We start from the raw sequence: 15,603 nt of genomic DNA, 5'->3' as shown, positions 1-15,603 counted from the left end.
TCCTCGATAATTTGCGCTCACAAATTAAATAGGATAGTGAAACTTATTTCGCATTGAGCAACAAAAATTACCTCTAAATTCAGTTGTTCAATTACTAACAATCTTAATTCAGTATTAATTATCGGTTTTCTGGTCAATATGCAGTTATCTAAAAACAACAAAAGCGGATATTTAGCAGCAATTATCGGTAGTTTTATCGGTGCTGTGCCACTTTTATATTTAGGTGGTTATTTAGGTAGAGAATACGTAATTAAATTTATGCCTAATGCTGAATTAGAGGGTATTATACCACCTTTAATGGGTCAATTTTTAGGTTGGTGGATTGGAGAAGTGCTTGGATGTTGGATAGCTTTACGCTGGCAGAATTATAGAAAGGTAAATAAAACAGTTAAATTATTAGCAATACTAACTCCGATTGGGATCATTATTTGGGTTGTAACTTTTCTTTTTGCATTCCAATTGCTCAATCGTAGTTTTAGTGATACGGAAATTTTGCAATTACAAAATCAAATCAGACCAATATCTGTCGGTTTATGGATAATTGCCTTAGCATGGCTGGCGAGATTTTTAACAAAACCCCTGCCGCGCGATCGCTACACTTATGAGTAAGCAAACCTCCGTGAGAAACAAGATCCCCGACTTCTCAAAGAAGTCGGGAATCTGAACAAACGCAATTCTCTGAGAATTGGACGTAACGCAGTATCTTTCTCGGTGTGTTAAGCGTTACCATAAAGCATCCTAAAATTTAAGGTTTACTTTAATAAGTCATCTCTTAGTTATCATCTAGTTCTGCAAATAAACTTTCTAAGTCTTGACGACCACTAACAATTCGCAAAATAGTGACTCCATCATCAATAACTTGATACAAAATGATATATCCATTTAGTGGTAAACCACGCAATGAATCTTTAACATGAGCATAGCTACGCCCCATATTGGGAAATTGAGCCAATTTTTGACACTTATTATGAAATTCTCTAAAGATTCTTTCGCCAGCTTCCAAATTTTTATCAAGAAAGTAATTAGCAATATCATTTAAATCACGAATGGCAGATGGCGCAATAATATATCGGCTCATTCCGTACCCTCACGCGCCTTTTGAAACCTGTCGAGTATTTCCATAACTACTGTTTCTCCATCCAAACCTTCCCCTCGTTCAATTTCAGCAATTGCAACATCAACTTTGTGCCGAGTTTCTTCTATCCACGAAATGTAGTCAGTATTTAGTTTCTCTAGCAGTTGAAATGCTATATCAATAACCTCATCTGCATTAGTAAATCTGCCACTAGCGATTTGAGCTTGGATAAATTGCTCATGTTCTGGCTTAAGTTGGATATTCATAATTGTTGCAATTAGCTTTATTTAAATAGTACTAACTCCAGAAACAGTTTAGGAATTAAAACAACTGTATAACCCCAACTTTTCATAGAAGTTGAGGTTATGAGCTAATCTACAGCGTTTTTCATTCTAATGAGCTACATTTATCTAGCCTCTATCCCCTATTAACTTGTATTGCACTCAACCGGAAAACGCTGTATCAGTTTCAAACCACTGCGATACAGTCAATTTCTACCATTACATCTTTTGGTAAACGCGACACTTGAACACAAGCACGCGCTGGGGCTGTATCTTCAGGGAAGTATTTAGCATAAACCGCATTCACGGCAGCAAAATCATTCATATCAGCTAAAAACACTGTTGTTTTGACGACATTGGCAAAAGTCGCCCCAGCAGCTTTTAAAATTGCTTCTAAATTTGCTAATACTTGCTCAGTTTGCTTTTTGACATCATCTGTGTAAACAACATCACCGAGTCGAGGATCGATCGCAATTTGTCCAGCCACAAATATCATTTGACCAGAAGCTGCGATCGCTTGATTATACGGCCCCACTGGTGCAGGTGCTTGATCAGTATTAATAACTTGTCGTGTCATAGATATTACTTTTTCTGGTGATACTACCTGTTTACCGACTTCTACCTCAGAGGCGATCGGTTTGTAAATTTCTCCATCAGGCATTATCGCACCAGTTAGGTCAGCATCTATAAAGCTGGCTCCATAAATATTCGCCCCAGTTAAATCAGCCTTCCTCAAATTTGCACCGTTGAGATTTGCTTTAATTAAATTTGCATTTACCAAACAAGCCCTCTCTAAATTTGCTCCTTGCAAACAAGCTTTCTTGAGGTTTGTTTGTCCCAAGAAAACTCTAACTAAATCTGCCTCAGTTAGATTTACCTCTGATAAATTACATTTCTCTAAAGTAACTCCCCGAAGTTTAGCCTTATGGAGATTAGCACCGTGAAGATTTGTATCCAAAAACTTGACTTGAGTAAAATTTACTTCAGTACAATCTGCTTGGCTAAGATTTCCATTGCTTAAATTTGCACAACTTAAGTCCGCACCACTTAAGTCTGCCAAACTAAGATTTATTGAAGAACCATCTATTCCAGTCAAATTTGCATTAACAAGGGATGCTCTACTGAGGCTAGTGCTATTAAGTTTTGCATTAATGAGGATTGCCTCACTCAAGTCCGCGCCATTCCAATTTGCTCTAAGTAAGTCTATTTCACTTAAATCCGCACCTTGAAGGTCTATACCTTGGCGATTTCCATTGTGAAATTGTCGTGATCCTGCTGCATATCTTTCTAAAAGTTCCTCAGCATCCATAATGCACCATTGACTACCACTGACACAGTATAATCGCAATGGTTGTATGTCACCAGTATTACTCTCTCTGCGGAGATGATATCAAACCACAACGCTGGGAACAGGGAACAAGTAAGTAATGAGTAATAAGTTAGGACTTATACCAATTTTTTATGAAGCTGCATAAAATCTGATCTCCTTGAACCTCCCCTTCAAAAGACTACGGTGTACACACAAATCCAAATCCGAGTTGAGTGCATCTATCCCGCCTCGGAATCAATTCCGAGTCTCATAGCACAAGTCCTCTCAAGAGGACTCAACAAAAGACTCATTCCACTTCACTTGAGTGGACTTTGGTTATCAGCCTGGAACTTTAGTTCAAGGCGGGATAGGTTTAAGACTGCGAATTTTCGACTTGTGTGGACACCGTAGCTATTCATTACTCATCAAAGTCAACGCTTTATCTCAAAGCATTCATTCAACGTCTTTGATGCGCGTTTTGCGTTCTAAAATTTCTTTCAGTATTAATGTGACGACTGCTAACAGTGCCAAGAGTACAGCCGCAGAAAAGGCAGCTTCAGTTTCATATTGCTTGTAAGCATCTTCGACAAACAAGGGTAAACTCTGAGTTTTGCCAGCAATGTTACCAGAAACTACCGAAACAGCACCGAATTCGCCCATTGCTCTGGCGTTGGTCAAAATTATGCCGTAAAGTAATCCCCAACGAATGCTAGGTAAGGTGACGCGCCAAAATATTTGCCAATCTTTTGCACCCAAGGTTTTAGCTGCTTCTTCTTGGTCACTACCAAATTCCTCTAATACAGGAATGACTTCTCGTGCGACAAAGGGCATACTAACAAAAGCGGTTGCTAATACCATTCCCGGAAAGGCAAAGATAATTTTAATATCATGAGCTTGGAGAAAAGGGGCAAACCAGCCGTTGCGGCCATAGAGTAAGACAATCATCAACCCAGCAACTACGGGAGAGATAGAAAAGGGTAGGTCGATAATACTTAAAACTATGGCACGACCAGGGAATTTATGTCGTGCGATCGCCCAAGCTGCACACAAGCCAAAAACGGTATTTAACGGTACAGCAATTAACGCCAATATTAAGGTTAGCCAAGCTGCATGGAGAAACGCTGGGTGGGTTAAGTTGGCAAAAAACGGGGTTATTCCTTTTTTAAAGGCTTGGACAAAAACGTTAATTGCTGGGATGTATTGAATTAATGCTAAATAACCAATGGCAATGCCAATTAAAACTGTCGGAACCCAACTTTTCTGTTGTTTGGGGTTAAATCTTGGCTCATTTACTGTCATATCTTCTCGCCCACGCTTGTAAGAAATTAATTGCCAACAGCAGTATTAAAGAAATTGTCAACAACACCATCCCAATCACAGTCGCGCCAGAATAGTCATACTGCTCTAATCTCTGGAAAATCAACACCGGCGCAATTAAATCTTGAAAGGGTGTATTAGAAGCAATAATTACTGTTGAGCCATACTCACCAACTGCACGGGAAAAACCCAAAGCAACACCCGTCAAAATTGTCGGAAATAAAGGCGGTAAAATGACTTTCAAAAAGGTTTGCCATTGGGAAGCACCCAAACACCAAGCCGCTTCCTCAATGTCATGTTCCATTTCTTGCAATACAGGTTGGACAGTCCTCACCACAAAAGGTAGGGAAATAAATATCATGGCTACACCCACACCCAAGCGAGTGAATGATACTTTAATTCCCAGAGGCGCTAACAGTGAACCAATCCAGCCATTATCGCTGTAAACTGTTGCCAATGTTAAACCCGCTACAGAAGTTGGCAGGGCAAAGGGTAAATCTACTGTGGCATCAATTATCCTTTTTAAAGGAAAGTCGTAACGCACCAAAACCCAGGCAATTAAAGTACCAAATACACCATTGAGCAACGCCGCCCCTATGGATGTCACAAAGGTTACGTTGTAAGTTGCCAAAGCAACATCGCTAGTGGCAATTTCCCAAAACCTAGCAGGTGGTTCGGTACTGGCTTTTAAGAACATAGCTGCTATTGGCAAAAACAACATGAATGTTAGATACGCCAAAGTAATGCGCCATGTCCAAGGCAAATTAATCAACTGATGCAGAAATTTCTTCCAAACAGGAGTTTCGGCAACAATGTCTTGAGGTGATGACGGGGAAGATACAGCCATAAAAAAATATCAATTTATCCTGTGTGATTGGTCATTGGTCGTTGAACAATAAAGCCTTGATGTCCGTTTATTGTTCATTGACTCTTGACCATTGACTCTTGACTAGTTACTTTTTCTTTTGGGCTTGAATCTTGTCAAAAACACCGCCCTCAGCAAAGAATTTCTTGTCAATTTCACTCCAACCACCGTAATCTTTGACTGTGCCTAATGTTTTAACGCTGGGGAACTTGTCTTTGACTTCTTTGCTTTGGGCTACAGTTTCATCAACTGGTCGGAATCCCAATTTGGCAAATTCTTGCTGTGCTTCTGGAGTGTAGAGATATTTCACAAAAGCTTCTGCTACTTCTCGATTACCATGCTTATCAACATTTTTATCTACCACAGCAACTGGGTTATCGATAGAAATATTTACATCAGGAACGATGTAATTTACTTTTTCACCCTTCTGTTCAGCTAACACAATTTCATTTTCGTAGTTGATTAAGGCATCACCTTGACCTTGTTTGAAAAATGCGTCAGTTGCTTCACGGGCATCCTTGGTCAAAATTGGTACGTTATTATACACTTTTGTGACAAATTCTGTGGCTTTAGCCTCATCTCCGCCAGTTTTAATGACTGCGTTCCACAGTGCTAGGAAGTTCCATTTGGCTACACCAGATGTTTTTGGATCGGCGGTAATTAATTTTACGCCTTCTTTTGATAAATCTGTCCAAGTTTTGATGTTTTTCGGATTACCTTCACGAGTAACGATCGCCGCAACGGATTTCGATACAATACCGTTATTGGGAACTTCAGTTTCCCATCCTGCCTCAATCAATCCGGCTTTCTGGATCTTTTCTGTATCTCCAGCCAATGCTAGGTGAACTACATCTGCTTCTAAACCATCGATGACGGCGCGAGTTTGCGAACCAGAACCACCATAACTTTGCTTGAAGGTGACAGTTTGATTATGCTCTTGTTTCCACTTCTCTACAAACTTGGGAATAATTGCTTCGTGAGCAGCTTTAGTCACCGCGAAGGAAACTAAGGTGATTTCCACATTGGATTTATTTGCTGCAACAGGACTAGCAGCAGGTGTAGTACCATCACCAGAACTACTGCTATTTCCACCAGAGCAGGCGGCCAGCGCCACACTCAAAATAGCTCCTACTAAGGTGAGTGATACAAAACCTTTGAGTGAATTGAGTCTGAACCGATATGGTCTATTCTGAATTTGCTTCAGGGGATGCTGCCAAAATTTCATTCCGTGTTTCCTCTCAATCTACGGTAAACTGATGTATATATGGTTATATACGATTTATGGTACTGGATGATTGCACGTATTAGTAATGTTTAATTGCAAACTCAATAAAAAATTCATATTCTCTATCGACAATAGGGAGATTGTAACAGTTTTGTTGGCAATTAAAAATACTTAAGTAGTTTTGATGAGGGAGGGAGACTTTATTTATTCTTGAAATAAGTCGCATTGGGGCTGTCTGGCAGATGAATTGGTATTATTGTTTCGATTAAGATGTTTCTAGCTGTATTCTGAAATCTGCCAACATGAGTTTTAGAGAATGGGCAACCAGGGTGCTATTAATTTCTCTAGTGTTTACTGCTTTGAGTGTGGCACTGTTGATTGGCAAAATTAACCAAGCAAAAATCCATCAAACCACCTCATCAAATCAAGAGATGACGACAGCTTGGAGTGAATATCCTCAAGTAAAGTTGCAATCTTCTAAAAATCAATCAGCCAAGTCTCCAGTCATTCCCAGGCAAAATCTTGGCAGATATCGAACTACAGAGGCTTTTGCGAAATATCAACCAAGATATGAGATTGCCATAGTAGACCCTAGTAATTATGGCGATCGCTACACTCAAGATATTTACGGTGTCACACTCACCAATCCAGCTATTATCGTACTCCATGAAACTGGTTATTCTGCGGACAGTGCGATTAATTTCTTTCAAACACCCCACGAAGATGAAAGTGTCCAAGCAAGTTATCATTCCTTAATTAAATTAGATGGCACAGTTGTTTATTTAGTCCCACCAGAAAAACGCGCTTTTGGGGCGGCTAACTCAGTGTTTGAAAGCTTTAATGGCGTTGAAACTGTGCAGACTAATCCTAATTTAGCGCCATCTGTAAATAATTTTGCCTATCATGTTTCTTTAGAAACCCCACCCGATGGCCGGGGAGATAATTATATTAAAGCTCATAGCGGCTATACCGAAGCCCAATATTATTCTTTAGCTTGGTTAATTGCCCAAAGTCAGGTTCCTGAAGACCGCATTACTACCCATCAACAAGTTGACCGTTCTGGTCAAAAAGTTGACCCAGTAAGTTTTGATTTTGATAAATTCTTGGTTTTACTTAATACCTATCGTCAAATCAGTCCAGTTTATCGAGCGCAGGGGTAATAATATAGCAGTTCTTGGTTGGGTGCAGTACATTTTGACCTTTCTCCTACAAGGCTACGGTGTACACACAAATAAATGAAATGTTCGTTGAGTGCATCTATCCCGCCTCGGAATGAATTCCGAGTCTCATAGCGCAAGTCATCTGAAGATGACTCAAAAAAAATTAATTCCAGTCTACTTCAGTAGACTTTTGCTATCAGCCTGGAACTTTAGTTCTAGGCGGGATGCGTTTCATACTGCCTATTTTCGACTTGTGTGTACACGGTAGCTTTAACAAGAGAGGCTCAAGGGTATCAAATTCTATGCAACTTCATAAAAAATTGGTATAACCACACAAAATTAATTTTCCTACTCTCCATCTTTCACTTTCTCTTGTTGATGCCAAGCTTGATAAAAAGCTGGGTAAGGCATACTTTGGGCGCACTTCCAGATAACTCTGTAGCAATTATCAAATCGCTTAAAGTTATTTTTGTAAGATTCAGGTGATAAGTAATCCTTCAACGCGGTGACAACATTTGGCATCTGTTTCTCTAACAGAATTTTTTCTAAGCTAGATGTAGCTTGCCATCGGGTATAATCATTTAGTTGTGGTTTGCCGATTAACTTTACCAAAGCAGCGATCGCTTTTTCGTTGCCAGAGCCAATTTCCCCTAAGCTAGATGCTGCTTGCCATCTGGTCAAATCATCCAGTTGTGGATTAGCGATTAACTCTACCAAAGCAGCGATCGCTTTTTTGTTGCCAGAGCTAATTTCCCCTAAACTTGATTCCGCTTGCCTAGCGATCGCTTTTTGGTTTTGGTTGGCAGAGCTAATTTTCTTTAAGCTAGATGCCGCTTGAAATCTGGTAAAATCATCCAACTGTGGATTGCCGATGAAGTCCACCAAAACATCAATTGCTTTTTGGTTGCCAGAGCCAATTTCCCCTAAACTTGATGCAACTTGCTTTCGGGTATCATCATCAAGTTGTGGATTGCCAATTAACTCCACCAAAGCATCAATCGCTTTTATACAATTTGTCTGAGGCAGTGCTGTTATTGCTCCCCGTAGGATTGGTATGAGAAATTTTACCCACTTGTTTTGTTCAACCTTAAACTCACCACAACGCCATTTAACTATTTTCGCTACAATAGCATCTGCGTTGACAGAATTTTTCCACTCATCAACCGCCGCAGCAGCAAGAAAATAAGTACAAAACTCGTAAAATCCCTTTGTTACTCTATCAATAGCTCTGAATTCTCCGCACCCATCATCAAATTCTATCAACGCCTGAATAAACTCTTCTTTTTTCTGCTTTCCCACATCTTCACGTCCCAACCACAGCAAAATCACCTCTTTCCACTGCGGGGCAAAAATACGATAAACGCCTAGCGCGGGGTTGTCGGGAACATGATTTAGAAACTCGTCCCAATTTTTAACCGCCAACGCTGCAAAATATTCCTCAAATGTGGGATGGTAAAAAGCGTAAACTTTCTCTTTCGTTGCTGATTCCGCAGCCAGTCCAACTTCATTAAGCCATCCCAACTTTAACGCTAACCAAAATAAAGAATTTGGCTGTTTTGCATCGCCTAATACCTCACGCACAAACTTATGTGTTAGCCGAAACCGTGATTTTTCTTGCTCAATTGCCCGTTTTGCTAAACGTCCCAAGGCTGCGTTTAATTCCTCTTGCTGCTGTTCGGTGGTAGGGAAGCGGTTTTCCCACCTGTAAAACTCTGCCACAAAATGCTGATAAAGTTCAGCTTTAGTTTCCGGTAAACCTTTATCAGAACTTTGCCAAGTGCTACACAACAGCGCCAAGCGCAAAGGATTTTTAACTAAATCTTGGATGCGCTGACGTTCAGGTTTATCTAATTCCTGCCATAATCTTTCCCCTTTGTCTGCATTTCTGTTGTGAAACCAACGCCCAATAAACTCTTGCACTTGTTGGGGATATGCAAAATTGAGTAACCGATACGTCTCAAAATTTTCTAAAGCATTGGCGTTTGCTTCCCAAACATTCACTCGACAAGTCAGCACAACCCGCGCATTTTTTACCCATCCCGTCAATTGCTGGGAAATCTGGGTTAATGGTTGGGGTGAAGACATTTCATCTGCTGCATCCAACAACAACCACACAAAATTATTCTTGAATAAATCTGCAAAAAAGTTTTCCTGTTCTTCTGTTACACGCACCACTTCTAAAGCATTCTTCAGCCAATTTTGCAGTAAATAATCTTCTACCCTCTTTCCTTGCAAGTCTGCCAAAGAAATCCAAATTGGTAAACCTAGATGATTGTTTAATATCCAAAAAGCTATAGTTTGCAACTGAGTAGTTTTTCCCGCACCCGGTTCTCCAATTAATGCAATGCGGTGTCCTTGAGTTTTACCAACACCATCACGGATAATTTGCTCTAAAAAAGCCTGATGTTCAAATCGCTGCTTTTCTTCATAACTCGGTTCGTAAAGTCGTGAACCTTGTTCTGCGGAAATATCATCGCTGCAATTCTTCGGTTTTTTACGCTCCACCAATGCTAAAGGTACATGAATTTCCTCTAGCTCAAATTTCATCTCATCATCAGCAAACAGGAACTCATTTGTGGTGGGACGCTTGTACTTTTCCAGCATAGCGCGGCATTTTTCTTGCCAATCAACACCCTGAGATTTTTCTTTCAGAGTCTTGGGAATTTTAGCAGAGTTGTTTTTTTGAGCTTCTCGGCATTTATCCCATTCCCCACCTTGCTTAAACAACCAATTCAGGTTTTCTTCTTTATCGATGCTGGGAAACTTAAGCGCGAAAAGCCAAACTTTTGAGTTTGTTCTAGTTTTGGCGTTGGTTTGTCCGCGTTTATCCTCAATAATTTTCAACTTTATTAGACAGTTGAGCGCATTCCTAATTGCTTCAGGCTCTAAGCTGTCGTTATACCTCTTCGTCACTTCTGCCAGTCCTTCTAATGTAGAATGCGTTACCCATAACTCAGTACCCGCTTGCCAATCGGCTTTACAGTCCTTTGATTCTTCCGAATTTTCCACAAAGGACAGTAAAGCAAACAGCAATATTTTTGCTTGTTTTCTACCAGCATCGTAGCTAAGATGTCGCCCCTTCTGCTCCATGTGAGTACCGTCATCAAAAAGAAAAAAATTTTCTAAAAAGTTCTGTGCTTTCCCAAGCCAGACATCTTTCCCAAGCACCCTATGTAGATTCTAAACGGCTTTTAATCAACGCTTGGGAAATTTACTTGTCAATTAATCCCAACCTTAACCTCGATTTGAAATTGAGGTGAGGTAAATAAATGAAAACTCAGCATAAGCAAAGCCAAAGCACACGTCAAAAGTTTTATCGCCAAATCATTACAGTGTTGTTATTAATACAAACAATATTAATTGGCGTAAATGCCGAAAACCGCCTTCAGCAAAGAGACTCAGCAATTGAGGTTTTAATGTGGATGATTAATCAGTGTATTCCAGTCTTGAAACAAGCTAGGAGTTTGCAAGAGAAACAGAAAAAGAGCTTGTTACCCACACATCGCCGTTCTGAGGAGCAATAATATTACAAGAAACTCTTTGCAGAGCTACGGTGTGGTGTACACAAATCAAATTACCCCCCTTAGTCCCCCCTTTCCAAGGGGGGAAAAAGAGAAATCTAGTTCCCTCCCCTTTCCAAGGGGAGGGTTAGGGTGGGGTAAAACCTTGTTAATCAGCTATTTCAGATTTGTGTGTACACCATAGCTTTAGCAAGAGGTGGGCTTCTTTAGGTTAAATATAGGACTTACGCAAAAACACTCTCGAATCCTCTTAACTTCGTGTCCTACCCTGCGGGAAACCGCTATCGCGTCTATGCGCCCTTTGTGGTTCGTTTTTTCATGATTCTGCGTAAGTCCTGAAATAAATAATCAAGTGAACAAGCTTATTTGTTCACAACGCAAGTTTATTCATTCACAATACAAGTCTATTCGTTCACAGCACAAGTTTATTCGTTCAAAATACAAGTCTATTTATTCACAACACAAATTCATTCATTCACAACACAAGTCTATTCGTTCACAACACAAATCTGTTTTCAACGATTTATTATTTTTTGTCGTAAAAATACTGAGTTAGTAATCAAACCTTATTACAAAAAACATTTTATTTTGTAAGTTTTACTGAACCAATAAATTACTCTATTGAGACACCCTAGAAAGATAAAGTTTAGTAAAGGCTATCCATTGATGCCACGCAAACAAAAAGGCTCTCCGGTACTAGAAAAAACAGAACAGAGATTAATCGGATTTAAATCAATTGATTCTAGCTTGGACTTTGGTGATTCCATCAGTTTAAACCATTTAACTGAGTTAACAGAGCAACTCCGCCAGGAGCTTGACCAGTATAATATGATGCTAACTGCCCTTGATACAGCCAAAGCAAACATACAAACCCTGGAAAAGACCATTCGTGAAACTTCGGAACGCTTGGTTAGTGGTGTGGTGTTGAGGTATGGCAAAGACAGCCGAGAATACGAAATGACAGGTGGAGTACGCAAAAGCGATCGCATTCGTAAAGCCACCATTACCCGGTTAAAATCGACCGCAGACTCAAAATTAGCTTCTACACAGACGGCGTAACAAGCAACAAATAGGCATTATTCATACTAAAAGATGCCCATTGCTTTGCGATCGGCATCAATAAAAAATCTAAAAAAACTGCTAAAAATGGGGCGCTGCATATAGCAATCTTACATGAGATGTAAAAATTGAGAGGCTCAGATCCCCGACTTCTTTGAGAAGTCGGGGATCTTGTTCTTCACAAATGATTTAGGACTGCTATATTTGTGGGATGAATTATGTGGTGAGTCTAAATCCTCCACTAATTAATTTCAGACTTTAGACTAATCGCGCCACAAGGCAATTCCGCCTAACAAACCCGTAACATTGGGTATGAGTTTAACATTTAAAGGTAGTTGTAAATTTACTTTTACAGCTTCACCACCACCGATATAAAGACAATCATAATTAAATAAATGCTGCAAAGAAGCGATCGCTTTTTCTAAGCGCCTGTTCCATTTCTTCTCGCCATACTTTTGTAACGCTGCACGTCCTAATTGTTCTTCGTAAGTCTGGCCTTTGCGAAACTGATGGTGTCCCATTTCCATATTCGGTACAAGTTTACCATCGACAAATAAAGCCGAACCAAAGCCAGTCCCCAAGGTAATTACTAACTCTACACCTTTACCAGTGATCGCGCCTAAGCCTTGCATGTCTGCATCATTAATTACTCGGACTGGTTTATTCAAACGTTGGGATAATGCTTTAGCAAAATCAAACCCAATCCAATCAGAATGTAAGTTAACTGCTGTTTCTGTGACTCCGCAGCGCACTACACCCGGAAACCCAACCGAAACCCGATGAAAATCACCTTGAGAATCTGCTAAAAGTGCGATCGCATTAATTACAACATCTGGTTTAGCTGGGGATGGTGTATCTACCCGCGCCCTATCTGTAACGGGAGTTCCGGTAATATCCAAAACTATCGCCTTTACACCGCTACCACCAATATCAACTGATAAAGTGCGAATTGAGCCATTGTCATCAACCATTGATTCTTCCTTGTTACTACTTGTTCTTTGGCTATTATGCTTCTTTGTTTCTGGTAATATCCTGATGTGTTGAGACTCTTCACAACGCCTAAAATTAAAATGACGCGATCGCAGTGATATGCACAGCTTTATTCCCCCAGAACGCTTTTTTCCTTACCTGACTTGGACTGATATCCAAGATATGCCCAATAAAGAAAATGTGGTAATTATTCAACCAGTCGGGGCGATTGAACAACATGGCCCCCATTTACCATTGATTGTAGATGCAGCAATTGGTGTTGGTGTTTTGGGAAAAGCCTTGACTAAATTAGATGCAAATCTTCCCGCGTATGCCTTGCCGACTCTGTATTATGGGAAATCTAACGAACATTGGCACTTTCCTGGCACAATTACCCTCAGTTCCGAAACCCTGACAGCCACAATTATGGAAGTAGGGGAAAGTCTTTACCGGGCTGGGTTTAGAAAGTTGGTGTTGATGAACTCCCACGGTGGACAACCCCAAATTATGCAAATGGCGGCGCGAGATTTACACGTTAAGTATGATGACTTTTTAATATTTCCGTTGTTTACTTGGCGTGCGCCCAATATTACCAAAGAATTGCTCACACCCAAAGAAGCCAAATTGGGTATGCACGCCGGAGATGCAGAAACTAGCATTATGTTGGCAATATTACCAGAACAGGTAAAACTCGAAAAAGCTGTGGCTGAATACCCACCAGAACAGCCAAACAGTACTTTAATTAGTTGGGAAGGACAGTTACCAGTATCTTGGACAACAAAAGATATCAGTAAAAGTGGCGTGATTGGTGATCCAACAACCGCCAGCAAAGAAAAAGGCGATCGCATCTTGGAATCTGTCTCTGACGGTTGGGTGCAAGTCATCCAAGATATTTATGCTTTTAAGCTACCAGAAAGCATAATCTAGATTTGCTAGTCTAGAAATAGTAACCCCACGTTAAAAAATATATTAATAGTCAAGACTATGGCAGGATTTGAAAGTAATAGCCATCATTCTTATAGTCAAGAAGATGTACATCGTATTCTTCAGTTAGCGATCGCGCGTCAAGCTGATAACCAAGAAAAAGAGTTTTCTTACGAATTACTCGTAGAAATTGCGGGTGAGTTAGACATATCACCAGAGTCTTTACAATTGGCAGAACAAGACTGGCGATCGCAACAAAATGAAATTCAACAGCGCCAAGCTTTCGATGCTTACCGTCTTGCAAAATTTAAAAAACGTTTAGGAAATTTTGCAATTGTCAATAGTTTTTTAATATTAGCTAATTATTTGATTATTTTGCCGAATATTCATTGGTCACTGGGCATTTTGCTATTCTGGGGTTTAACAGTTGGGCTGGATTTTTGGAATAACTTTTATGCCAGAGGAGAAGCCTATGAAATCGCTTTTCAGAAATGGTATCGCCAGCATCAGCTAAAACAAAACTTCAATACAGTCATGAAAACTGCCAATACACTGGTGAATAAATGGCTGAAGTCATTGCAGACTTAAAGCATAGTTAAAATTAAAACCTGCCTTCTCAAGCCGGAATTATTTCTCATCTGGAAACAGACTGGAGACTTTGTTATGACCGTAGCAGCCATCGCCAAACCAGCAAAAGAATCACCTCTGTTGTTTGAGGGAGTCACCTGGAGAGAATTTAAAGCAGTTGAGCAGTTATTAGACCGTCCAGGATATCGACTGTCTTTTTTAGATGGAGTTTTGGAGATTCGCAGAATGCCAGGAGAACCACACGAAACTGTTAAAGAAAGACTCGGCGCATTGTTAGAAATATACCTGCTCATGGCAGGATTTGACTTTACTCCCACTGGTTCAATGACTTTAGAAAATGAAGCGGGTGGAGTAAAGCGAGAAGCAGATAAATCTTATAAACTTTCTCCTGGTCGAGTACGCCCTGATTTAGTAATTGAAGTAGTGTTTAGCAGTGGCGGTATCAACAAATTGGAAGCATACAAGCGGCTGTTAATTCCTGAAGTGTGGTTTTGGGAAGATGGAGCTTTGGAAGTGTATCACCTGCGGCAAAACGGGGACACACTAGACTATGAAAGAATATCCAGTAGTGAAGAAGTCAAAGGCATCGATTTGGATTTGTTGCTACGCTGCATTAATATGGTGAACCACGTTGATGCCATCAAAACTTTTCAACAAGCTTTGGCAAAGTAACAGAACCCAACATTATCAAGTATTCTCTCTTCTCTCTGCGTTCTCCCGAAGTTTGCTCAACGCGGGGAACTTGCACACGCAACTTCTCTCTGCGCCTCTGTGGTTTGTTCATAAAAATTGGGTGGAGGAAAGGAACCCAACATTCACGCATACTTTGTTGGGTTACGCTATCGCTACACCCAACCTACTATTCTCTTAACTGAACTGCCTTCTGCCTCCTACCCTACCTGTCTACGATAAACTGAACAATGTAAATCTCTAGTTCAGTGCTATGCCATTAATCAAAGTACAAACTTCTGTATCTGCGCCTGCAAAAGCTGAAGTTGAGACAATGCTCAAGAGTTTATCAGGGAAATTAGCCAAGCATTTAGGTAAACCAGAATCTTATGTCATGACGGCTTTTGAAGCAGATGTCCCCATGACTTTTGCGGGGACTACAGACCCGGTTTGTTACATTGAGATTAAAAGTATTGGTTCTATGAAGCCAGACCAAACCCAAGCGATGAGTCAGGATTTTTGCCAGCAAATTAATCAAGCTTTAGATGTCCCCCAAAATCGCATTTACATAGAGTTTGCAGATGCTAAAGGTGCGATGTGGGGTTGGAACAGCACAACTTTTGGCTAGTTTTTAAGAAATT

16 protein-coding genes are annotated in these 15,603 nt (G+C 40.3%); 8 read left to right on the top strand and 8 right to left on the bottom strand.

Going from position 1 to position 15,603, the window contains the following annotated elements:
• Positions 1 to 138 precede the first annotated feature (138 nt).
• Entirely contained in the window at positions 139 to 609 is a 471-nt protein-coding gene (locus H6G77_RS09275; RefSeq protein WP_190871403.1) for a hypothetical protein, read from the top strand.
• 163 nt (positions 610 to 772) lie between these two features.
• Here H6G77_RS09275 and H6G77_RS09270 read toward each other — a convergent pair whose 3' ends face one another.
• The 6 genes from H6G77_RS09270 to H6G77_RS09245 form a co-directional block, all read right to left on the bottom strand.
• Positions 773 to 1,078 (bottom strand): type II toxin-antitoxin system RelE/ParE family toxin, encoded by a 306-nt coding sequence (locus tag H6G77_RS09270; RefSeq protein ID WP_190871402.1) that lies wholly within the window; start codon positions 1,076 to 1,078, stop codon positions 773 to 775.
• Positions 1,075 to 1,341, bottom strand: coding sequence for a type II toxin-antitoxin system ParD family antitoxin (locus H6G77_RS09265; protein ID WP_190672126.1), 267 nt, complete (start codon positions 1,339 to 1,341; stop codon positions 1,075 to 1,077). The genes H6G77_RS09270 and H6G77_RS09265 overlap by 4 nt, the downstream gene beginning before the upstream one ends.
• A 202-nt stretch (positions 1,342 to 1,543) precedes the next feature.
• Positions 1,544 to 2,665 (bottom strand): Rid family detoxifying hydrolase, encoded by a 1,122-nt coding sequence (locus H6G77_RS09260; RefSeq protein WP_190871449.1) that lies wholly within the window; start codon positions 2,663 to 2,665, stop codon positions 1,544 to 1,546.
• 453 nt (positions 2,666 to 3,118) lie between these two features.
• Positions 3,119 to 3,964: a sulfate ABC transporter permease subunit CysW gene (cysW, locus tag H6G77_RS09255; protein ID WP_190871401.1), complete on the bottom strand. Its 846-nt coding sequence runs from the start codon at positions 3,962 to 3,964 to the stop codon at positions 3,119 to 3,121.
• Entirely contained in the window at positions 3,951 to 4,829 is an 879-nt protein-coding gene (cysT, locus tag H6G77_RS09250) for a sulfate ABC transporter permease subunit CysT (RefSeq protein ID WP_190672133.1), read from the bottom strand. Before cysT ends, cysW begins: the two co-directional genes overlap by 14 nt.
• Before the next feature lie 106 nt (positions 4,830 to 4,935).
• Complete coding sequence (locus H6G77_RS09245; protein WP_190871400.1) at positions 4,936 to 6,072, bottom strand: sulfate ABC transporter substrate-binding protein; 1,137 nt, start codon at positions 6,070 to 6,072, stop codon at positions 4,936 to 4,938.
• 302 nt (positions 6,073 to 6,374) lie between these two features.
• Here H6G77_RS09245 and H6G77_RS09240 point away from each other — a divergent pair, with 302 nt between their 5' ends.
• Entirely contained in the window at positions 6,375 to 7,232 is an 858-nt protein-coding gene (locus H6G77_RS09240) for a peptidoglycan recognition family protein (protein WP_190871399.1), read from the top strand.
• A 348-nt stretch (positions 7,233 to 7,580) separates the two neighbouring features.
• Here H6G77_RS09240 and H6G77_RS09235 read toward each other — a convergent pair whose 3' ends face one another.
• Positions 7,581 to 10,322 carry a HEAT repeat domain-containing protein gene (locus H6G77_RS09235; RefSeq protein WP_190871398.1) on the bottom strand — a complete coding sequence of 914 codons (2,742 nt, stop codon included), beginning with the start codon at positions 10,320 to 10,322 and terminating at the stop codon, positions 7,581 to 7,583.
• Between the two features lie 179 nt (positions 10,323 to 10,501).
• Between H6G77_RS09235 and H6G77_RS09230 the strand changes: the two genes are divergently transcribed.
• Complete coding sequence (locus H6G77_RS09230) at positions 10,502 to 10,756, top strand: hypothetical protein (protein WP_190871397.1); 255 nt, start codon at positions 10,502 to 10,504, stop codon at positions 10,754 to 10,756.
• A gap of 663 nt (positions 10,757 to 11,419) precedes the next feature.
• Positions 11,420 to 11,812, top strand: coding sequence for a hypothetical protein (locus H6G77_RS09225; RefSeq protein WP_190591257.1), 393 nt, complete (start codon positions 11,420 to 11,422; stop codon positions 11,810 to 11,812).
• 263 nt (positions 11,813 to 12,075) lie between these two features.
• Here H6G77_RS09225 and H6G77_RS09220 read toward each other — a convergent pair whose 3' ends face one another.
• Entirely contained in the window at positions 12,076 to 12,783 is a 708-nt protein-coding gene (locus H6G77_RS09220; protein ID WP_190871396.1) for an ROK family protein, read from the bottom strand.
• A 118-nt stretch (positions 12,784 to 12,901) separates the two neighbouring features.
• Here H6G77_RS09220 and H6G77_RS09215 point away from each other — a divergent pair, with 118 nt between their 5' ends.
• The 4 genes from H6G77_RS09215 to H6G77_RS09200 all read left to right on the top strand — a co-directional run bounded on the left by H6G77_RS09215 (position 12,902) and on the right by H6G77_RS09200 (position 15,590).
• Positions 12,902 to 13,708, top strand: coding sequence for a creatininase family protein (locus H6G77_RS09215; protein WP_190591259.1), 807 nt, complete (start codon positions 12,902 to 12,904; stop codon positions 13,706 to 13,708).
• A 57-nt stretch (positions 13,709 to 13,765) separates the two neighbouring features.
• Positions 13,766 to 14,293 carry a 2TM domain-containing protein gene (locus tag H6G77_RS09210; RefSeq protein WP_190591260.1) on the top strand — a complete coding sequence of 176 codons (528 nt, stop codon included), beginning with the start codon at positions 13,766 to 13,768 and terminating at the stop codon, positions 14,291 to 14,293.
• Between the two features lie 75 nt (positions 14,294 to 14,368).
• A complete protein-coding gene (locus H6G77_RS09205) occupies positions 14,369 to 14,965 on the top strand; it encodes a Uma2 family endonuclease (protein ID WP_190871395.1) in 597 nt (198 codons plus the stop codon).
• A gap of 271 nt (positions 14,966 to 15,236) precedes the next feature.
• Positions 15,237 to 15,590, top strand: a complete 354-nt coding sequence (locus H6G77_RS09200) for a phenylpyruvate tautomerase MIF-related protein (RefSeq protein WP_190591262.1) — start codon at positions 15,237 to 15,239, stop codon at positions 15,588 to 15,590.
• Positions 15,591 to 15,603: the final 13 nt, after the last annotated feature.

Source organism: Aulosira sp. FACHB-615 (genome assembly GCF_014698045.1).
In the GTDB taxonomy this organism is placed as follows: domain Bacteria; phylum Cyanobacteriota; class Cyanobacteriia; order Cyanobacteriales; family Nostocaceae; genus Nostoc_B.
This window is presented reverse-complemented; position numbering and strand designations above follow the sequence as displayed.